General features: G+C 69.8%; 15 protein-coding genes. 9 read left to right on the forward strand and 6 right to left on the reverse strand.

The window, feature by feature from the left end; genetic code table 11:
• A partial coding sequence (locus Pph01_RS41795) for a hypothetical protein (RefSeq protein WP_204078820.1) occupies positions 1–323 on the reverse strand: 323 nt, incomplete at its 3' end.
• Between the two features lie 314 nt (positions 324–637).
• Between Pph01_RS41795 and Pph01_RS41800 the strand changes: the two genes are divergently transcribed.
• The 5 genes from Pph01_RS41800 to Pph01_RS41820 all read left to right on the forward strand — a co-directional run bounded on the left by Pph01_RS41800 (position 638) and on the right by Pph01_RS41820 (position 9,700).
• Complete coding sequence (locus tag Pph01_RS41800) at positions 638–847, forward strand: hypothetical protein (protein WP_204078821.1); 210 nt, start codon at positions 638–640, stop codon at positions 845–847.
• A gap of 177 nt (positions 848–1,024) precedes the next feature.
• A complete protein-coding gene (locus Pph01_RS41805; protein ID WP_204078822.1) occupies positions 1,025–3,574 on the forward strand; it encodes a hypothetical protein in 2,550 nt (849 codons plus the stop codon).
• A gap of 271 nt (positions 3,575–3,845) precedes the next feature.
• Positions 3,846–6,134, forward strand: a complete 2,289-nt coding sequence (locus Pph01_RS41810) for an XRE family transcriptional regulator (protein ID WP_204078823.1) — start codon at positions 3,846–3,848, stop codon at positions 6,132–6,134.
• Between the two features lie 124 nt (positions 6,135–6,258).
• Positions 6,259–8,949: a helix-turn-helix transcriptional regulator gene (locus Pph01_RS41815; protein WP_204078824.1), complete on the forward strand. Its 2,691-nt coding sequence runs from the start codon at positions 6,259–6,261 to the stop codon at positions 8,947–8,949.
• 73 nt (positions 8,950–9,022) lie between these two features.
• Entirely contained in the window at positions 9,023–9,700 is a 678-nt protein-coding gene (locus Pph01_RS41820) for an alpha/beta fold hydrolase (RefSeq protein ID WP_204078825.1), read from the forward strand.
• A gap of 44 nt (positions 9,701–9,744) precedes the next feature.
• Here Pph01_RS41820 and Pph01_RS41825 read toward each other — a convergent pair whose 3' ends face one another.
• Entirely contained in the window at positions 9,745–10,722 is a 978-nt protein-coding gene (locus tag Pph01_RS41825; protein ID WP_204078826.1) for an alpha/beta hydrolase, read from the reverse strand.
• Positions 10,723–10,893: 171 nt separating this feature from the next.
• Between Pph01_RS41825 and Pph01_RS41830 the strand changes: the two genes are divergently transcribed.
• Positions 10,894–11,790 (forward strand): helix-turn-helix transcriptional regulator, encoded by an 897-nt coding sequence (locus Pph01_RS41830; RefSeq protein WP_204078827.1) that lies wholly within the window; start codon positions 10,894–10,896, stop codon positions 11,788–11,790.
• Between the two features lie 96 nt (positions 11,791–11,886).
• Entirely contained in the window at positions 11,887–12,993 is a 1,107-nt protein-coding gene (locus Pph01_RS41835) for a lipocalin-like domain-containing protein (RefSeq protein WP_204078828.1), read from the forward strand.
• A 241-nt stretch (positions 12,994–13,234) separates the two neighbouring features.
• Here Pph01_RS41835 and Pph01_RS41840 read toward each other — a convergent pair whose 3' ends face one another.
• From Pph01_RS41840 to Pph01_RS41850, 3 genes are all read right to left on the reverse strand, one after another.
• On the reverse strand, positions 13,235–14,338 hold the full coding sequence (locus tag Pph01_RS41840; RefSeq protein WP_204078829.1) for an NAD(P)/FAD-dependent oxidoreductase: 1,104 nt from the start codon (positions 14,336–14,338) through the stop codon (positions 13,235–13,237).
• Entirely contained in the window at positions 14,335–15,726 is a 1,392-nt protein-coding gene (locus Pph01_RS41845; RefSeq protein WP_204078830.1) for a cytochrome b, read from the reverse strand. The genes Pph01_RS41840 and Pph01_RS41845 overlap by 4 nt, the downstream gene beginning before the upstream one ends.
• 266 nt (positions 15,727–15,992) lie before the next feature.
• Positions 15,993–16,853, reverse strand: coding sequence for a maleylpyruvate isomerase family mycothiol-dependent enzyme (locus Pph01_RS41850; RefSeq protein WP_204078831.1), 861 nt, complete (start codon positions 16,851–16,853; stop codon positions 15,993–15,995).
• A gap of 186 nt (positions 16,854–17,039) precedes the next feature.
• On the opposite strand from Pph01_RS41850, the gene Pph01_RS41860 reads away from it, so the two are divergent.
• Both Pph01_RS41860 and Pph01_RS41865 read left to right on the forward strand, forming a co-directional pair.
• The gene (locus Pph01_RS41860) at positions 17,040–18,161 is read left to right on the forward strand and encodes a MerR family transcriptional regulator (protein WP_239117412.1); all 1,122 of its coding nucleotides are present in this window, start codon (positions 17,040–17,042) and stop codon (positions 18,159–18,161) included.
• Complete coding sequence (locus Pph01_RS41865; RefSeq protein ID WP_204078832.1) at positions 18,158–19,459, forward strand: MFS transporter; 1,302 nt, start codon at positions 18,158–18,160, stop codon at positions 19,457–19,459. The genes Pph01_RS41860 and Pph01_RS41865 overlap by 4 nt, the downstream gene beginning before the upstream one ends.
• Positions 19,460–19,942: 483 nt before the next feature.
• Here Pph01_RS41865 and Pph01_RS41870 read toward each other — a convergent pair whose 3' ends face one another.
• Positions 19,943–20,350 carry a hypothetical protein gene (locus Pph01_RS41870; RefSeq protein WP_204078833.1) on the reverse strand — a complete coding sequence of 136 codons (408 nt, stop codon included), beginning with the start codon at positions 20,348–20,350 and terminating at the stop codon, positions 19,943–19,945.
• Positions 20,351–20,785: the final 435 nt, after the last annotated feature.

Here is a 20,785-nt window from a genome sequence, read left to right on the forward strand (position 1 = left end):
TTTTCCTTGCACTCATCGACTGAGTACTTGGGCGGCTCGAACCTGTGCTCCCGGAACGACAGGGACATGCTTCCGGAGAAGTCCTCGATCGGACTGATCTCCTCGAAGATCTCCTCAAGGCCCGACTGGGCCGGAACGTCCTTGCGCCCGGCCTGGCGAGCGGCCTCGACCCGGCCCTTCCATCTCTCGTTGCCGAGCAACCAGTCAAAGGACTGGGTCTGCAGGGCGAGAAGGTCGGGAACCTCGAGCGGCTCCTGGATACGCGAAAAAGAGAGGCGACGGGGACCGGCGGGTACGGCGGAGGCGTTGCGCGAGGCTGCCAACAGATGTCCTTCCGAGGGCTCGCGGCGGACTGACTACACGCACGCCAGGCAACCTCGCAACGTGAGCGAGCGGAGCGGGTCGTCGAGAAGGCGGCGTGGAAACGCGAGCATACTCGCATTAAGTAAATTTGTCCACGCTAACGCAGACCCATCATCCGGTCGCATTTACAGGATGGCGTACGCCACCTCGCTTGTCAAACTCCAACGCCAGCAGACTCCGAACACGCCATCCCGCCGCCGCCCATGTGCGTCGACGCCCCAGCGCGAACCATTCACCGCGAGGAGGCCGTTACCAACGTCGCGCCGAAGGAGTGGTGCCGGCGCACAGCGAGGACGACGGGTGGCGCGAGGAAGCACGGAACTACTTCGACGGCGGCCTTGACGAGGCCCGCATGGCGCACCGTGGACCGACCTTCACTGCTGGGTCCCGGCCCGGTCTGAACCGTATCGCGCCGTTCCCGAAAATCAGCATCCGGATCGGCTCTCTCGAATTTCCACAGTCGTCGAGTGAAGCGGTCAATTAATGACAAATGACAAAAATGGTGTCATCGCCACAAGTAGGCGAAGTAAGTCACAACCTCATCACAACGGCACAAAGACTGGCAACCTACACAATTACCAAACCGTCGTCACGGCATGACCGATCAAGCTCCTGTGCGTACGACCTTCCAGGAGCGCTCACACGGGGAGACCGCCAGCACATGCCGCTGCCCTGGAATCGACTACGAAACAGCGCGCTCGCCACACTCACAGGCGTAGCCGCGACGACTTCCGTCCTCCTTGTTCCCGCCGACGGCTGGGCCGCGGACCGAACGGCGGCGCCGGCCGTCGCCGTGTCACCGGCCCCGCACGAGGCACGGCAGACCGCCACGCTCGCGACCGGCGAGCGGGTCGAAATCCTGCGCACCGGTCGCAAGGGCGCCTCGAAACCGAACGTGTGGATCGCCCCGAAGGCCGGGCAGACCACCGGGCGCTACGCCTTCACCTCCGCGAACGGCAAGCTACGAGTACGGCCACTGAACCAGCGTCAGGTCGTCGCCGCGACAGAACTCGCCACGGGTGCCGGCACGCCCGCGGCGCCCGCGCCGACGGCGGCCAAGACCTATCCGGTGAAGCTCAGCATCGTCAACGGGGGCGCCGTCTCGTTCAAGATGTTCACCGTGTGGAACCGCCGCACCCTGACGGAATACCAGGTCAAGGACCAGCGCAACAGCCCGAACGGCAGCGTGAACCTGCCGCCCGGTGACTACGTGTCCGTGGCGATGCACGATGACTTCCCGAAGCCGGCGTACCTGCTCGTGCGGACCTTCACGGTGAAAAGCGCCGGTCTCACGGTGCGTTTCGACGAGAAGACGGCCAAGGAGACCGGCGTCAAAGTCGACGACGCGGCCACGCGCCGCGACAGCGCGTCGGTGTCGATCTCATTTCCGGGTGGAATCGAGATCGGCTATGCCTCGCTCGGAGGGGGCGGCAAGGTCTACGTGAACCCGTTCTCGCTCACGGGTGCGGCCCTTCACCTCCAGGAGGTGCAGGTCAAGAAGGGAAGCTCGGTCTCCGTGCCGAGCCCTTACCGCTATGACCTGTCCCACACCTTCCAGAACACCGTGCCCGCCTCGCCGATGTTCCACGTGCGCACGAGCTCGCTCGCCAAGACGGTCACGACCTTCCGCGCTCCCGGGACCAACACCAACGCGTCCCTGCTCAGCGGTCCCATGGTCGACGACCTGGGCGGCATGTTCTTCGACTCCCCCGTACGGCTGCCCTCCACCGTCACCGAATACGTGACGCCTGGCGTCACCTACGGGCGGGCGTTGGTGTACGGCAACTCCGAGTCCGTTCTGATCCTCAAGGATCGGAAGCTCCCCGTGGGCACATCCGCCGGTGAGACGGTCGGCACCGCCCCGTTCGACCTGCGCGGACCTCAGTACCTGGGCGCGTACCGGCAGGGCACGACGATATGGCTGAACGAGGACTCGCTCTTCTCCGACTCCTCCGGGAACTTCGGGTTCGACAACCGAGCCAAGGTGTCCTACAAGCTGAGCTCCGGGGGCAAGACACTCCTGTCCGCCGTCGACCAGTCGCCGAGCAAGGAAGTGCGTGTGACGGTCCCGGCCGCTCGTGCGGACTACGCGCTCACCGAGACCGTCAGCCGCACGGTTCCGTACTCCCGGTTGTCCAGCCGGATGACCAGCGAGTGGAAGTTCAGCTCCGCCGCCGCCACCCGGCCCACCGACCTGCCGCTGATCGACATCGACCTGTCGGTGTCCGGGCTCGACTCCAGGAACACGGCGACGTCCGCGAACCGCGTCCGCATCGGCGCGACCGCGACCGCGCGGCTGAGAGCGACGGAGACCGTCACCGCGTTGGAGTATTCGACCGACGACGGCACCACCTGGACCTCCCTCCCCGTCACCGGCACAGGCGACAGCGCGTCCGCCGAGCTGACGGTCCCGGCGAACGCCTCCTTCGTGTCTCTGCGCGTGTCGGCGGTGGACGACGAGGGCGAGAGCGTCCGGCGCACGGTCGTCCGGGCCTTCGCGGGCCCGGCGCCCCAGCGGGACCAGACGGTCGGCGCGACCAAGATCTCCAACATCGTGGTCAACGACGGCAAGCCCTTGGCCGTGGACCCCTTCGGTGCGTTCTTCCCGGTGACGTTCACCGCCACCGATCCGGCCGGGATCGCCGACGGCGACGCCTACCTCTACCACGGTTCGTACGACAAGCCCGACAACGTCTTGATCAGCCCTGCGCCGGCCGAGTGCAGGAAGGTGAACGCCACCACCTCGACCTGCGAGTTGATCTACGACGTCGTCTCACAGCTCGACCTGGGGAAGAACTCTCTGGCCGGCCCGTGGAAGGTGGCCGCCTGGGCGCACTCCAAGGACCGCAAAAGCTACACCGACCTGCATGCGGCGAAGACCGTCAACCTGCTGAGGGCCACCAGGCTGAGCGTGAACGCCGCGCCCGAGCCGATCCGCAAGGGCAGGACCCTCACCATCACGGGCAAGCTCACCCGGGCTGACTGGCAGACCTCCACCTACGCCGGCTTCGCCGGCCAGTCGGTGAGGCTCCAGTTCCGCAAGGTGGGCTCCAGCACGTACACCACGGTCAAGACGCTGACGACCAACTCCTTTGGCAATCTGAAGACGACGGTCAAGGCGTCCCGTGACGGCTACTGGCGCTACAGCTTCGTGGGCAACTCCACGGTCCGGACGGCCATCAGCGCCGCCGACTACGTCGACGTGCGGTGACCGTCCCGGCGGCCCGGCATCAGCTCGGCCGCTCGGGCAGCGCCCGCAGGTAGCGTGGGTCATCAGCCGGCTTCGGCCGGGAGCTTAGGCAGACGCTCGGCTGGGATATTCCAGCCGAGCGTTTTGCGTGGGCGGCCGTTGAGTTCGGCGGCGACTGCGGTGGGTCTGTCCGCCGAGGCGGAGGTGGCCGAGCACACGATCTTCGTCCCGACATGGCGAGTAGGCTTGCACTCGTTCACAGCGGGTCGAGCACCCCCACCGCTGAGAAGGAGTGGCCCCCATCACCGACCCACTCGGCTTCGCGGAGCTGCTGCGCCGTCACCGGCACGCGGCACGCCTCACGCTGGAGCAGCTCGCCGAAGCCTCCGGGATCAGCGTCCGAAGCCTGTCGGACATGGAGCGGGGACGCAGCAGAGGACCCCGGCACCGGAGCGTCACCGCTCTCGCGGACGCACTCGCTCTCGACGAGATCGCCCGCGAACAGCTCGTCGAACTGGCACGAGACGGCCGGCTGCGGGATCACTGGACGCGCCCGACCGGTCTATCCGCGCTACCCCGGTCCGTTGACGACTTCACCGGCCGTGCCGCGGAGCTGGCCTGGACGAACGATCTCGTTCACGCCGACGACTCGCCAGGCGTCGCCGGCGTGGGCCTCGTCACCGGCCCTGCCGGTCTGGGGAAGACCACGTTCGCCGTTCGCGCCGCCCACGCCCTGGGGCCGGACTTTCCTGACGGGGTGTTCTTCCTCGATCTGTTCGGCATGTCCCCTCACCCCCTCTCCGTCGACGAGGCGTTGGCACTGCTCCTTCGTGCGCTCGGTGTCGCGGACCAGCAAATACCTCACGACGTCCCCGGGCGTGCCTCCTTGTACCGGTCGCTGCTGCGGGACAGGCGCGTTCTGGTCGTGCTCGACGACGCCGCGTCGGAGCAGCAGATCCGTCCGCTGCTGCCTGCCGGCGGCGAAGGCAGGGCTCTGATCACCAGCCGTCGGCTGCTGGCCGGGCTGGAGGGTGTGCGCAGGCTGAGCCTGGAACCCTTGCCTCTCCTGGAAGCCACCGAACTGCTTACCGGGATTGTGGGCGAACGCTCCGCATCGGACGGGGAACCGGTGCTCACCCGGCTCGCGCAACTGTGCGGTGGCCTGCCCCTCGCGCTGCGGATCATCGGAAACCGGCTGGTCAGCCGGCCAGGCTGGAGCGCCGCCGAGCTCGCCGCCCGGCTGGCGAATGAGGAGCGCCGTCTCGACCAGCTCAGCGCCGGCGACCTCAAGATCGCCAACGCGTTCAGGATGTCCTATGAGCAGCTCGCTGGATCCACTCGGCGGGTCTTCCGCCGGCTCGCCCTGGTGCCCGGCCGGGACTTCGACGCCGCTCTCGCCGCGGTCGCCGGCGGGACCTCGGTCGAGGACGCCTGGGACGCTCTCGACGAGCTCGTCGACCTCGGTCTGCTGCAGGACGGCACGTCGGGCCGCTATCGCTTCCACGACCTGGTCCGGCTGTTCGCCCGCGACAGGCTCCAGGAGGAGGACACCTCGGCCGAGCGCGACACGATCACCGAGACGGTGACGTCGTGGCTGCTGCGGACGGCCACCACAGCCGGGCGGTGGTTCGATTCCGCCTACGGCCGCCCCGACCGGCCCGACGCCGACCTCGCCGACCTGTCCTCCATCGAGGAAGCCGAACAATGGCTGCGCGTGAACGCCGGCAACTGGCTGGGCGCGTTGCGCCATGCGGCGAGCAGCGACCGGCACTCCGTCGTCCTTGAGTGCGCCGAGTCGATGGACTGGTTCTCCGACCGGTGGATGCATGCTCCGCATTGGCGGGAGGTCTTCACACTCGGGGCGCAGGCCGCCGCCGCTCTTGGCGATCTGGCGCACCATGCCGCCCAGCTCAACTATCTGGCATGGGTTCATCTGGTGCCGCCCTCCGTCCCGGACGTCGCCTTGCGGTACGCAGCCCAGGCGCTGGATCTCGCGACTCAGAGCGGCGCAACGACCCAGATCGGCTGGTCGCACCAATTCTCCGGAGCCGCGCTACGAGCGCTCGGCCGGCTCGATGAGGCCGTCGCGTCGATATCCCGGGGAGCGGAGATATTCAAGGCCGCCGACAACATCGATGCGTACGCCCAGAGTCTCGGCACCCTCGGCGACTGCCTCCGTGACGACGGGCGCTACGCCGAAGCGCTGGAGCAGTACGTCAAGAAGCGCGACCTGGCCGGCGACGAGGGGTCGGGGATGACACCGAGCATCGCGGCGCTCTCCCTGCCGTACGCGCTGGTCCGCATCGGCCAATGTCTGGGGCTGCTCGGCCGGCGAGCCGAAGCGATCACCACGCTCACCGAGGCGATCGCTCTCATGGAGCCGTTCCAGTTGTCCAACTATCCGCAGGCCCGCGCCCTGGAGGTACTCGCGGACGTCCTGGCCGAGGAGGGCCGGGACGGCGAGAGCCGCCGAGCCTACGCCCGTGCGGCGGAGGTGTACGAGGCGACCGGCGACGCCGCGGCGAGCAGCCGCTGCCGCAACCTGGCGACCGCTGCCCCTGACCCGCCCAAGGCGGATTGACCACGGAACCTTCTGCCTGCTGTTCTGCATGGTCTGGATCCTTCCGCGCCACTTGGATTGGGATCACAGGACAGGCGTTTCGCCCTGTCCGGTCGGACGGCGGGGCGGGGCGTGAGAAGTGAGCATGGTCGTCGACCTCGTGGGACGGGACGCCGAACTGCGTGACCTGCTGGCGCTGCTGGACGGCCTGAAGGAGGGCGGCGGCGCACTCGTGTTGAGCGGCGCGGCGGGCGTCGGCAAGTCGGCGTTGATCGGAGCCGCCACGGCCGAGGCCTGCGCCAGGGGCGAGCGCGTGCTGACCGTGACCGGTGTGCCGGCCGAAGGCCAGGCTCCTTACGAGGGTCTGCGCAGGCTGCTCGCGGGGACCGGGCTCACGTCCGGCGACCTCGACGGCGAGCCGCTGCGCACCGCGATGTCCGTGCTGCACCGGCTGTCCGCGCTGGCGGGCGACACACCCGTGGTGCTGGCCGTCGAGGACGCGCACTGGCTGGACGAGCCGAGCTGGGAGGCGCTGGCGTTCGTCGGCCGCCGGCTGCGTTCGGACGCCGTGGTGCTGCTGGCGACACTGCGCGACGACGCCGACTCCCAGGCCAGGCTCGCCGCCTCAGGACTGCCCGCGCTGACGGTGCCGCCGCTGACCGATCAGGCGGCGGTGGAGTTGCTGGCCAGAGTCGCACCCGACCTGGGCGCCGCGCTGCGCGCCCGCGTTCTGACGGAGGCGGCGGGCAATCCGCTCGCGCTGATCGAGTTCGCCACGCTGGCCTCCCGGCAGGACCAGGAGGTGCTGGCGTCGAGCCGGCTGCCTTTGACCGAGCGGCTGGAGCGCGCGTTCGCCCAGGCACTCGCCACACTGCCCCCCGACATCAGAACCCTGGCGCTCATCGCCGCCGTCAACGAGGACGACGCGATCGAAGAGAACACGCGGGCCGCGTCCCTGCTGGCGGGCGCGCCGATCGACGCGGCCGCGCTGGCCCCCGCAGTCCGGGCCGGGCTGGTCATGGCCGACCCCATGCGCGTCAAATTCCGCCACCCGCTGATCAGGTCGGCGATCGTCCAGGCGGCCGGGGCAGACCTGTTGCGCGATGCGCACGCCGCCCTCGCCGCCGCCCTGCCCGACAACGACCGCCGCATCTGGCACCGGGCGGCCGCCACGACGTCCCACGACGACGACGTCGCAGCCGGGCTCGCCGCCGCCGCGATGCGCGCCCACGCCAGGGGCGCGCCGGCGTTCGCGCTGGAGGCGATGGAGCGCGCCGCCTACCTCAGCGCCGACCCGGCGCGCCGGGGCGCGCGGCTGATCGACGCCGCCGTGATGGCCTTCGACCTCGGCGACCGTGCCACGCTGGAACGCCTCTTCAGCCGCGCGGAGGACGCCGACCTCGCCCCGATCGACCGGTCCAGGCTCACCTACCTCCGCGGCATCACCCTGCATTACGTGTGGACCGGCGTGGACCGGCTGTCCGACCTCGCCGGCTTTCTCGACGAGATGCGCGCACGTGACGGCTCGGCGTTCGCGCTGAGCTGGCTGGCCATGGTCAGCATGCGCTGGTTCTTCTCCAACCCCTCGCAGGACGCACGCGCGCCCCTGCTCGCCGCGATCGAACGGCTGGCCGTGCCCCCGGACGACCCGCAGATCGTCACGTCGATCGCGCTGGTCGCCCCGGTGGAGCGCGGCAGGCAGACCCTGGCCCGGCTCGACGCGCTGAGCAGGGCGAGCTGGATCAGCCCGCTCAACCTGCACCTGCTGGGCATGGCCGCGAGCGCGGTCGGAGCGTTCCCGCTGGGCGCGCGGCTCTACGCGGAGGCGATCATCGGGATGCGGACGCGGGGGCCGTTCGGGTCGCTCGCGCAGGCGCTCGTCGGGCAGGCGACGTCGGCGGCCCGGCTCGCCGACACCCGGCTCGGGGTCGTCGCCGCCGCCGAGGCCAGGGCGCTGGCCGTGGAGACCGGCCAGCCGCAGTGGGCGCTCACCGTCGACGCCGTATCCGCCGAGATCCACGCGCTGCGCGGCCAGACGGACGTCGCGCGCGACCTCGCCGCGCATGCCGAACGTGCGTTCCTGTCCGCGGGCGCGCACCCGATGCTGGCCTTGGTGCAGCTTGCGCGCGGAGCCGCCGAGCTGGCCGACGGAACCTTCGGCGCGGCCTGGGACGCGCTACGCCCGATCTTCGACCCCAGCGAGATCAGCTACAGCCAGTACATGCGGCTGTGGGCACTGCCACACCTGGCGGAGGCGGCGCTGCTCAGCGGCCGGCAGGAGGAGTTGCGCGCGGTCGCCGACGAGCTGGCCCCGGTGATCGAGGAGAGCGGGTCGCCGGTCGGGCATGTGGCGCTCGCCTACATCAGGGCCGTCACCGCGCCCGACGAGACCGCAGAGGAGCTGTTCACGCGGGCGCTGCGTGAGGACCTCGTCGGCTGGCCGTTCGAACGGGCCCGGCTGCGGCACGCGTGGGGCGCGTGGCTGCGCCGCCAGCGCCGTGCCGCCGAGGCCAGGGCGCCGCTGCGCGCGGCGGCCGAGGCGTTCGACGCCCTCGGCGCGGTGCCCTGGTCGGAACGCGCCCTACGCGAACTGCGTGCCAGCGGCGAGCGGATCCGCCGCAAGCACGACACCCGCGACCGCCTCACCGCCCAGGAGCTCCAGATCGCCCAACTCGTCGCGGACGGCCTGACCAACCGCGACATCGGCCAACGGCTGTTCGTCTCGCCCCGAACGGTCAGCACGCACCTGTCGCGCATCTTCCCCAAGCTCGGCATCACCACCCGCGGCGAGCTCAGCCGCCTCGTGGCCGCGCGGGAGGGCGATTACATCATTTGACGTACGCGAGGAGAGCGGCCCGGTTCCTAGCGTGAGACGCGTTCCACTCCCTCTTTTCTCGCAGAGGAGTTTCATGATCCGCAACATCGTGCTCGTCCACGGCGGCTTCGTCGACGGCTCCGGCTGGCAGGCCGTCTACGACCTGCTCGTCGCCGACGGCTTCCGCGTGTCAGTCGTGCAGAACCCGACCCTGTCCCTGGCCGGGGACGTCGCCGCCACCCACCAGGTCCTCGACGGCCTGGACGGCCCGGCCGTCCTGGTCGGGCACTCCTACGGCGGAGTCGTCATCAGTGAAGCCGGCGCACACCCCAACGTGGGGGCGTTGGCCTACATCGCCGCGTTCGCCCCCGACAAGGGCGAGTCGGTCAACACGCTCATCGCCGACCCGCCGCCCGGCGCGCCCGTCCCGCCGATCCTGCCCCCGGTCAACGGATTCCTCTTCCTCGACCGGGACAAGTTCGCCGCGTCGTTCGCGGGGGACCTGCCCGCCGACCAGGCGGCGTTCATGGCCGACTCGCAGGTCCCCTGGGGCGTGGACGCCCTCGGCGACGCGGTCACCGAGCCCGCGTGGCGCGCCAAGCCGACCTGGTACCTGGTGGCGACCGACGACCGGATGATCCCGCCGCCCGCCCAGCGCGGCATGGCGGAGCGCGCCGGGGCGACCGTCGCGGAGACGCCGGGCAGCCACTCGGTCTACCTGTCGCAGCCCGCCGCGGTCGCCGACCTCATCCGACAGGCCGCCTCCGCCTGATCACGGCCGCCATCGGCCTCGCGCCGGGAAGATCATCATCGTGATCAGCCCATTTCGTGGGGATCAGCCGTCCGGACGCCCAGAACGTCGGCCGCGCCGGTCTCGTCGGCGTCGGCCAGATGCGCCCGGAAGAAGCCGGCCAGCTTCTCCACCGCGGGCGTGACGTAGGCGTCCTTGTCGTAGAGGTCGGTGTGCATCGCACCGTCGATCCAGAGCAGTTCCTTCGGGCCGGGGGCCTTCTGGAAGGCTTCCACGCTCATCCAGGAGGTCACCGCCTCGCGTCCGACGATCAAGAGCAGCGGGCGCGGGGCGAGCAGGGCGAGTGCGCTGAAGGCGTCGAACGTGGCGATGTGGTCGACGCTGGTCCAGGTCAGGGATTTGGCCGACCTCGGGTGCCGGCCGCGCGGGGTGCAGTAGTACTCCCAGCCTTCGTAGACGTGCGGGCCTCCGCGGCGCGCCTCCTCCTCTGTGTCCGGGAAGAGCCTGAAGGACTGGACTCCCTCGCCGCGGGCCTCGGCCGTACGCGCTGCTGCTGCCGCCTCCAGCATGCCCTGAATCACGGCGGCGTCCTGAGTGCCGTCGGCGCCGGCGCGGAACTGGCGCGCGATGTCGACCGCGCTCACGGTGCCCACCGCCTTGACCCGGTGATCGGTCGCGGCGGCGGTGAGGGCGTACCCTCCGGAGGCGCAGATGCCGAGCGCCCCGATGCGGTCGGGATCGACCTCCTGCCGGGTCGCGAGGAAGGAGACCGCGGCCTTGAGATCCTCGACCCGGTGGCCCGGGTCCTCCAAGCCGCGCGGCTCGCCCTCGCTCTCCCCCTGGTAGGCGGCGTCGAACGCCAACGTGACGAAACCCCGCTCGGCCAGGCGCCGCGCGTACAGGCCGGAGGCCTGCTCCTTCACACCGCTGCCCGGGTGGCCGACGACGATCGCCGGGCGTCCCCCGGTGGTTTCACCCTCGGGGGTGTAGAGGTGGCCGGCGAGCTTCAGCCCGGCGCTGGGAAAGGTGACATCGATTCTCACAGCTGCTCACTCCAATGAACCCACAGGCGGGCCTCAACCGAGCCCGGTGGCCGCCGAGGTCCGCCGGCCACGACTCCACCGTCGCGTCGCCGAGCATTGGGTGCCAGGGAAGGACCTGCGTATGCAAACCCGTACCAGGCACACGGCTCTGCCTGCACGGACAATGGACCCATGGGACACCACGGCACTCCTCGCGGCGGCAACGAGCTGGGCGATTTCCTGCGCTCTCGCCGTGCCGCCCTCGACCCGCACCGGGCGGGACTGCCGGACGACGGCCGGCTGCGCCGCGTGCCGGGGTTGCGCCGGGAGGAGCTCGCCCAGCTCGCGCACGTGAGTGTCGACTACGTCGTACGGCTGGAGCAGGGACGTACCCGCCGGGTCTCCCGCCCGGTCCTGGACGCGCTCGCCGACGGGCTCCAACTAGCCCCGGACGAACGGGACTACCTGTTCGCCGTCGCCGACGTCGCGCCCGCCGCTCCCGCACGGCGGCCTGCCCGGCCCGAGGTGGCTCCACGGCTGCGGCAGTTGCTGGACACGATGCCGGACGTCCCCGCGATGATCCTCAACCGCCGCATGGACGTGCTGGCCTGGAACCGAGGGGCGGCCGCCCTGCTGACCGACTTCGGCGCCCTGCCCCCGGCCCAGCGCAACCTGATCAGGCTGACCTTCCTCGACGACGCCTTCCGGGCCCTGTACGCGGACTGGCCGCGCGCCGCGCGTGAATGCGTCGCGGTGCTGCGCATGGAGGCCGGCCGCACTCCCCACGATCCCGCCCTGAACGCGCTGGTCGGGGAACTCAGCGTCTGCGACCCGGACTTCCGCACCTGGTGGGCCGCCTACCAGGTGCGGGGCCCGAGACAACTCACCAAGGCCTACCGTCACCCCGTCGTCGGCGCCCTCACCCTGGACGTACAGCAGTTCTCCGTCGACACCCACCCCGATCAGCAGCTGATCGCCTACACCGCGGAACCCGATTCGCCGTCCCATGAGGCACTGCGCTTCCTCCTGCAGTGGTCAGCGACCCACACCGGGCAGAGCGATCGCGAGGACGAATCCCACCTTTCATAGGTGATCGCAGAAACCACCCCTCTGGGACCGACACTTCACTATCCCGGCGGCTGCGTCGTCATCTCCTGCAGCAGAACCCCGAAGGAGAGAGACGCCATGACCCAGCAGGCAGGGATCGCCCGCACCGACGCCGACTACCGACGCATCGGCATCCGCCCGGACATCATCGCGGAGTGGGAGGACGGCGCCCGCACCGACGGGCGCCGTGGCACCTACGAGTGGTGGTACTTCGACGCCCACCTCGACGACGGCGCCACGCTCGTCGTCATCTTCATGACGAAGGACCTGTCCACGCCGGGCAAGCCGCTGAGCCCGGTGATCCGGCTGAACCTCGACCTGCCGGACGGCCGCCGGTACAACATCATCCAGGACTTCCCCGCGGCGTCGTACTCGGCCCGGACCGACCGCGCCGACGTCCGGATCGCCAGCAACGTCTTCTCCGGCGACCTCGCGCACTACGAGATCCGGGCCGACGTCGGCGGCGTGCGGGTCGACGTCACCCTCGACGCCGAGATCCGGCCGTGGCGGCCGCACACCGGCTACCTGCTCTTCGGGGACAAGCGCGATCTCGAGTTCTCCTGGCTCCCGGCCGTCCCCCAGGGGACGGTCCGCGGCTCCTACGAGGTCGCGGGCGTGCGCACCGAGGTCAGCGGCGTCGGCTACCACGACCACAACTGGGGCAACGTCGGGATGATGTCGATCATCCACGACTGGTACTGGGCCCGTGGCCAGGCCGGTCCCTACTCGGTGATCGCCTCGTACGTCACCGCCCACGAGAAGTACGGCTACGAGCCGATCCCGATCTTCATGCTCGCCCGCGACGGTCGCGTCGTCGCCGACGACGCGTCGCGGGTCCGCTTCGAGGCGCTCGACACCTACATCGACGGGAAGACCGGCAAGCCCGTGGCCCGCACCACCCGGTATCACTACGACGACGGCGGCGACGGCTACGTCGTCACCTTCACGAAGGACCGCGACCTGGTCGCCAACACCTTCACCGAGCAGCTGAAGGGCTGGCGCAAGGTCGCCGCGCGGCTGATCCGCGTCGACGGCGCCTACCTCCGCTTCACCGGCGACCTCACGATCGAGCGCCGCAAGGACGGCGAGACCGTCGAGACGTTCACCGAGGAGGCGATCTGGGAGCTGATGTACTTCGGCCACGCCCGCACCGAGACGCCCAGGCGATCGGGTTCCGCGAGCTGACGCGGTAGACCGTCAGCGGAGGGCCGGCGCACCGTGTCGTCGGCCCTCGGCCCTTCGCGGGCGCGAGCGGCAGCGGGAACGACTCGGCGCACACCCGCTGCCCCTTGCCTGCGATGTTCGCGTGGGCCGGCACGTACACGCCACCAGCACGAGCGTGTTCTCGGAGCGAGATCAGGCCGGTCGCTGGGGCAAGCACCCCGCCCGTCGGCGAACGCCCGTCCCCACGAGTGGGGTGACCGTTTCATGCCACAGGCAGGGGCTGCTCCGTCGTGCGGACCAGGTCCACGATGGAGTCGTGGATCCTGTGCTGGTACGGCCGGCGCGAGCCGTACCCGATGGAGGCCGCGACGTTGCCGCCCGCCAGCCTGCCCTGGCTCAGGGCGTGCCGCCCGCTCATCGGGGTGATCTTGCCGGGCCTGGTGAGGTCGGGGACGGCGGCCACGTCGCCGCAGGCGTAGATCTCGGGACGGCCGGGCACGGCGAGGTGCTCGTCCACCCTGATCCTGCCCTGCTCGGCCGCCAGTCCGAGGTTGGTCACGAGCGGATCGGGCCGGACCCCGAAGCTCCACACGATCGTGCGGGTGGGGATGAACTCGCCGTCGGTGAACCGCAGCCCTCGGGAGGTGACCTGGCCGACCGAGGTCCGCGTCCGGACCTCCACGCCCTGCGACCGCAGCATCCGTGCCGTGGTCCTGGACAGGCGGTGCCGCATGTCAGGCAGCAGCCACTCGGCGGGATCGGCCAGAATCCAGCGGATCGGCTGCTCACGCAACCGCGGGTCGCGGCGAGCGATCGACTGGGACAGCGACTGCCCGGCCGAGGCCGCCGCCGTGCCCGCGTATCCCGCGCCGAGCACGACGAACGTGCAGTGCGCCGCGCGTTCGAAGGGATCGGTGCTCGCGGCGGCCAGGGAAAGCTGCCGATCGATGTGATCGCGCAGATGGAGGGCCTGGCCGACGTTGTGGAAGCCGACGCTGTGCGCCGAGACCGCGGAGACCTGGGCGACTTCGCTCACGCCTCCCGCCGCGACGATCAGCCGGTCGTAGTCCAGCACGCCGCCGTCGTACAGAACGCGCCGGGCGTGGGCGTCGATGTGAGTGACCGTGCCGAGCACCACCCGCACACCCGGCAGCGTCTCCGCCAGCGGCACGCTCACCCGATCCGGGCTGAGGAAGCCCGTCATCACCTGCGGGAGCAGTTCCGGATGCAGCGCGGCACCGGTCGGGTTGACCAGCACGACCTCCGCGCCGCCTCCCACCCTGCGCGAAAGGGTACGGGCCGCCTGGTATCCGGCGACCCCGGCTCCGACGATCACAACCTGTGGCCTGCTCGGTGTCACCGTCATCTCCCGGAGGTGATCGCCGGCTCCCGGCGCTCTTGCCGCGCCGGCGCCAACTGTTCGTGGAATCCGCCGTCCGGCGACCGGATGATGATCCCGGTCTCCACTCCGTGCTCGGCCACCTCGTGATCCGCCTGCTGAAGAGCGAGGCAGATCCACCGGGTGATGACGAAGGCGATGACAGGGCCGATGACCACGGCGAACCTGAAGAAGATCGTCACAGTCTCGACGGCGAGGCGGAACTGGACGGCGATCTGGTCGTTGGCCGCGGCTGCCCACAGCAGGCCGTAGAACGTGACGCCGGCGACCGCGACGGCCGTCTTCACCGGCGTGTCACGTGGCCGATCGAGCAGGTCATCCGCGAGCGTCTGGCGGGCCATGCGGCTCGTGGTCTTGGGCCGGCCCAGCGCGTCGCGGCGGCCGCGTCGCGACACGAGGAAGCGCTCGACCACCGGAGAGGCGGCCAGGGCGGTGAAGAAGACCCCTGGTATCACCAGTGTGGGGACGAGGACCGCGAGGCTGAGTGTGTAGTCCCCGATGGTGAGTTCCCACCCGGGCATGATCCGGAGGGCGCCGTCGAGGAACCCCATGTACCAGTCGGGCACCGCGCCCGCCGAGACCTGCGACGGCTTGGCAGGGCCGTACAGCCATATGGGGGCGATCTGGAACCCGAACCCGAGGATGATCAGCGTGCCGATCGTCGCGAGCGCCATCGCCGGGCGTGCGCTCCGCCGCGACGGCAGCGAGGCGACGAACCGGGAGTGGCCGTGCCGCCGCACCAGCAGTTCACGGGCGACCAGCAGGGCGGCGATGACGACCGCGATCAGCAGATGCCCCCCGTACATGACCGGAATGACCCTGTCACCGGGGAAGTCCGGGCCGAACAGCAGCGACAGCGCCCAGTTTCCGACCACGGGGATGGACTGCGCGACCGACATGATCAGCCACAGGCTCCCACCCGACAGCAGGTCGTCGGGCAGGACGTTGCCGGTCTCGCCCGCAGCCATGCCCAGCGCCAGCAGCGTCACCCAGATCAGCCACTGCCTGGTGCGCGGGCGGCGGAATGCGCCGGTGAGGAACATGCGCAGCAGTTGCAACGCGACCGACGCCACGAAGACGAGCGCCGCCCAGTGGTGGACCTGGCGGATGAGCAGGCCGCCGCGCACGTCCAGGCTCAGATGCATGGTCGAGTCGAAGGCCCTGCTGACGAAGAGTCCGTGCAGCAGGCCGTACGAGCCGTCATAGGTCACCTGGGACATGCCGGGGTCGTAGAACACCATCAGCACCGCTCCGGTCACCGTCAGAACGACGAACGACCAGATGGCGATTTCCGCGAACATGAACGACCAGTGGGAGAACTGGAACGAGCGACGCCCGGCCGACAACGAACGCATTTGGGGCCCCCTAACCTTGCCTCACTCACATGACGGAATCGGGGCTCGCGGTGTGATGCCGAAAGGGCGTCTGTGACGGTGATTCGCGTCACTGCCATCGGGGTCCCCTGTCGGGGCTGACGCGACCATGCCTGCTCCTACGCGGTCGCCGAGGTCACGGCCGGCGACGCGAGGCGTCCACAGGCACGCGGCTATTCGGAGGCCAGCGGCCAGGTCGGCAAGGTCGTCGTCACCGTCGCCCACGTGGTCGACGTGGCGGTTGTGCCTCAGTAGACGATGGACACGATGTTGCATGCGGCCTCGGCGAGCCGGGAGTCGCCGTAGACGCAGGCGCGAGCGAGAGCAGTGGTGGGGTCGATTCCGCGGGTGCACAGGCGCCAGGCGGTCTCTGCATCCAGTTGCACCGTGGCTTTGAGGCTGCCGTTGGGCACCTGGGCCAGGGACCACCGGTCTGCAGTGGCGGTGGCGGTCCAAGTGCCGCCGCTTGGGCCGTCGACCACCACTCGCACCTGGGTCCCGACCGGTGCTGCCGTGTTGCGCAGTGCGTGGGGCAATGCCCGCATGAAGGTGTCCAGGACCACAGACAAGGCGCGCGGCTCAGGGTCGGTGTCCTGGCCGGTCGCATGACGAATTTGCTGGCGGTGGGTCCAGTACTCGGTGAATTCCCGGGCACAGTCCAACCACATCGGCGCAGGATCGATCCCGGCCCAGGAGACTCCCAGGGACGGCGTTTGCAGGTCGGCTCCGAGGAACCGGCGGACGACCTGAGCACCGGCCAGCTCCAAGTCCTCGATGAGCGCGTCAGAGCCGACCCCTCTATGCAGGTCGACCCATTCCTGATTGGTGCGGTGGATGAATGCCTCCAGCGTCTCTCCACGCTGGAAGATGCGGACGTGCCTGACTCTGCTGGATTCGCGGCGGCCGAGCCGGCCGTAGAAGTCACCGAGGATATGAGCGGCGAGATCATGCACGGTCCAGCCGGGCACCGCCAGGTTGCTCCACTCAGCGGGCTGCAAGCCGCGCAGCACGTCGAGCAACGCCGCCAGCTCTGGACCGAACAGGGGACGCGCGTCGATCGGACTGCCGAGCCAGGAAGGGTCGGCTCCGCCTTCAAACTGGGCATTCATGGCCAAAGCCTGTCAGTCTGAGCCCCTGGCCTGCTATCGAATACTCCGTCGCCCGGTTCTCCACGGCGGTGACGTGATCACGGACCGCATCGCGGCGCCTCAGGCCGCGGCGCTACGTTGACCTTCCCCTTGGGTGAAGCCGCAACATCGTCGGCAGCGGCCACGGCGGCCGCGCGAGGAGGAGTGGTGCAACTGCTGACGATCGGGGCGTTCGCCCGATCCGCACGGCTGTCGCCGAAGGCGTTGCGGCTGTACGACGAACTCGGGTTGCTGCGGCCGGCTGCGGTGGACGGTGAGTCGGGATACCGGTTCTACGATCCGGCGCAGTTGGAGCGGGCCCGATTGATCGCCTGGCTGCGGCGGCTGGGGATGCCGTTGGCGCGTATCCGGCGAGTGTGTGATCTGCCGGCCCCGGCGGCGGCCGAAGAGATCGCCGGCTACTGGGAGCAGGTGCTGGCCGAGACCGCCGCCCGTGGACGGTTGGCCACCTTTCTCGTCGACTATCTGTCGGGAAGAGGCAGCGCCGTGGAAGAGGCGGCGACCATGCTCGGGATCCGTTACGCCGCCCGGTCGGAGTCGGGGCTGGTGCGCACGAGCAACGAGGACACCGCGTACGCCGGCCCCCGGTTGCTGGCGGTTGCCGACGGGGCCCGCGGCCCGGGCGGGGACCTCGCGAGCGCAGCGGCCATTGACGCGCTCAAGCCGTTGGAAACCTTGGCCGTGCCGGCCGAGGATCTGCTCGGCGCGCTCGCCGACGCGGTCGGTGACGCCGACAGGGCGATCGGGGACATCGCCGCGTCGACACCGTCGGGTGAGGTGGTCACCACGTTGACCGCGCTGCTGTGGTCGGGACTCAGGCTGGCGCTGGTGCACATCGGTGACACCCGGGCGTACTTCGTGCGTGACGGAAAGCTGTTCCAGATCACCCATGACCACACCTACGTGCAGTCGCTGGTCGACGAGGGTCGGCTGACCGCGGAGGAGGCGGCCTCGCATCCGCAACGCTCGCTGCTGGCACGGGCGCTCACCGGTACAGGCGGGGCTCAGCCAGACCTGTCGCTGCATGAGGCCGTGGCCGGTGACCGGTACCTGTTGTGCTCCGACGGGCTGTCCACCGTCGTACCGACCGAATCGCTGCGCAAGGTGCTGACCGGGCAGGGTGACCCCCACCATGTGCTCGACGAGCTGGTCGCGCGGGCGTACGCCGCCGGCGCCCCCGACAACATCGCCTGCGTGGTCGCCGATGTGGTGCGGCTGGAACCACCGGCTGCCACCGATGTCGGCCGCGACAGCGGCACCGGACGGTGAGCACCTCAGCGACCCCGGTACGCAGCGCCTACACGGTCGACCGACGGCCGCTGGCCATCGCGGCGTACCGGCGGCTGTGGGCGGCCTCGGCCGTCTGCGCAGTGGGCGGTTCGTTCAGCGTGGTCGCGGTACCGACACAGCTGTTCATGGTGACCGGCTCGTCGGCGGTCGTGGGCGCCTCCGCCGCTGTGTCGTTCGTCGCGCTCATCGTGGCGGCGCTGTGGACCGGCGCCCTCGCCGACGTCAGAGACCGGCGAACGGTGCTGCTGTTCGCCCACTGCGGCCTGGCGTCGACGTACGCGGCGTTGTGGATCCAGGCGGCACTGGGTGGCCGCTCGGTCCCTGTCTTGTTGGTGTTGGTGGCCTGCCAGGGGCTGACCTTCGGGGCGATCATGACCACGATGGGTGCCGTAGTGCCCCGCCTCGTCCCTGTCGAGCTGTGGCCGGCGGCGAACAGCCTCAGCTCCCTGGTCCGCTACGCCGGGTCGATCCTGGGGCCGGTCCTGGCCGGTGTCCTGATCCCGATAGTCGGGCTCGGCACGCTGTACCTGTTCGACGCCGTCGCGCTGATGACCGTTGTGTGGTCTGTCATCAAGCTGCCGCCGCTGCCGCCCAGCCCTCACCCCACCGGACCATCGAACGATCCGATGGCGCAGTACCGCCAGGGCCGCTCCACGATCGGCCAGGTACTGGCCGGTTTCCGGTACTTGGCGGCCAGCCGGCTGCTGGTGGCGGTGCTGGCGGTGGATCTCGCGGCGATGGTCTTCGGCATGCCGGTGGCATTGTTTCCGGAACTGGCCCAACACACCTACGGCGGCCCGGCGGGCGGCGGCCTGGAATTGGGACTGCTCTACGCCGCCTACCCGGCCGGGGTTTTCGTGGCCGGCCTGCTGTCCGGCACGTTCACCCGCGCCCGTCGCCACGGCGCCCTCATGGCGGCAGCCGCAGCCGCGTGGGGACTCACCGTCGTGGTCCTCGGGCTGGCCACACAGCTGTGGATCGCGCTGGCGGCGCTCGTTGTCGGCGGTGCGGTGAACTTCGTGCTGAGCTCCTTCCGCAACGCCATCTCGCAGGCACACACCGACGACGCCATGCGCGGCCGGGTCCAGGGATCACTCACCGTCGTGCTCTTCGGGGGTCCGCAGATCGCGAACCTGCTGCACGGGGCCACCGCGGCGATCTACGGCCCCCGAATGGTGATCTGCGCCGGTGGGCTGCTGACCGCCGTGACCGTGGCAGCGATCGCATGGGCAGCGCCTCAGTTGCGGCACTACACCGCTCGGCACCACGACCACTGATTCGCCGAAGGGTTCGTGTACCCGCTGTCAGCCGGCGACGAGGCAGGGACGAGTCGCCCTGTCCGTTCCTCGACCTGGTCGCAAGGACGCCTGACCTCTGAGTCTCGTCAAACGTCGTCCGCCGGTGTCCATGATCGCCTGTGGGCGTTGTCACACAGTTCGTCACGCAGAGAAGACCCGCCGGCGGGGCGAAGGAGGGCGGGGTCATGGGATTCTGCCTGTTCCGAGACGAATCTGGGAACGGTTCCATACCCGCCCTCCATGAACCGCGGACCCGCAAGGGATGCTCTGACCGGTCCCAACGGAAGCAGGGTATTGATCGCCACTGACAGCGATCGCCAGTAAGGCAGTCGAGCTGTAGGCCGGGCTCGCTACCTGCACAGATTCCCCGCGTGAATGAGGTCTGGCGGAGCTGCTGTCGTGTCACGGGGTCCGTAGAGGACCCCGTGACGAGCTGTAGCTGCGTAGGTGGGTTGTCATCCATCAAGCGGCGTCGAGGGCTTCGGTGATCTTGCGGGCCATCTCAGCCAGGGTGGGGCTGGGCTCGCCCTGCTGGGTCCGGGTGGCTGCTTCGATGGAGACGATGACGGTGCTGCGGAAGTTGTCGGCCTCTGCCGGAGCCTGTTCCTTGAGGAGGCTCATGGCCGCCGTCAGGGCCGGCAGCACCTGGTCGGCCATTCCGGCGACGGACTTGCCGTTCAGCTTCATGCCCTTCGGCCACTCGGCGAGCACGTGGCCGACCAGGCCGGTCGCGGAGGCCAGGGCGATGGCGCCGTGGGTGGCGACCTTGTGGGGCGAGCCGGCGGCGCCGGCGGCGGCCATCAGCGAGACGGCGCCGTACGCGGCGGTCCGCAGGGTGAGCTTGTCCTGATCGGTAAGGGTGATGGACATGGTGTGTGTTCCTTTCGCAGCCTTGAGGCGGTTGCAATCGCTGAACCGCTCATGGCATCCACGATCGCCGACCGCCCTGATACCGGGCCGTTGCCGTGCTGACACGGCCGCTGACGCAGTCGCCTGACACGACGCCGCATGGTCGACGGCGAGCGCGCGAGCCGGTCAGCCGGGTCGACGACGTCCGTGAGGGGTTCAGCGGCAGGAGTGGATGCCGCCGCTGGGGCTGGGGGCCGATCGCCGGCCTCGACTACACCGACGGATCAGACCGGCGTGATCGCGACGCGGCGAGCTCCTCCCGCACCGAGTCCTTCAGTGTCCGGACGGCGTTCCTGCTCGTCCGAGGTCCCGCCTGGCCGGTCGGGACTGGGGGTCTGTCAGAGGTCCCGGCGGGGATCAGGTCGGGTGCGGTGTCGTGTCAGTGGCCGTGTCAGT

The sequence above is a fragment of the Planotetraspora phitsanulokensis genome, from assembly GCF_016863295.1.
In the GTDB taxonomy this organism is placed as follows: Bacteria; Actinomycetota; Actinomycetes; order Streptosporangiales; family Streptosporangiaceae; genus Planotetraspora; species Planotetraspora phitsanulokensis.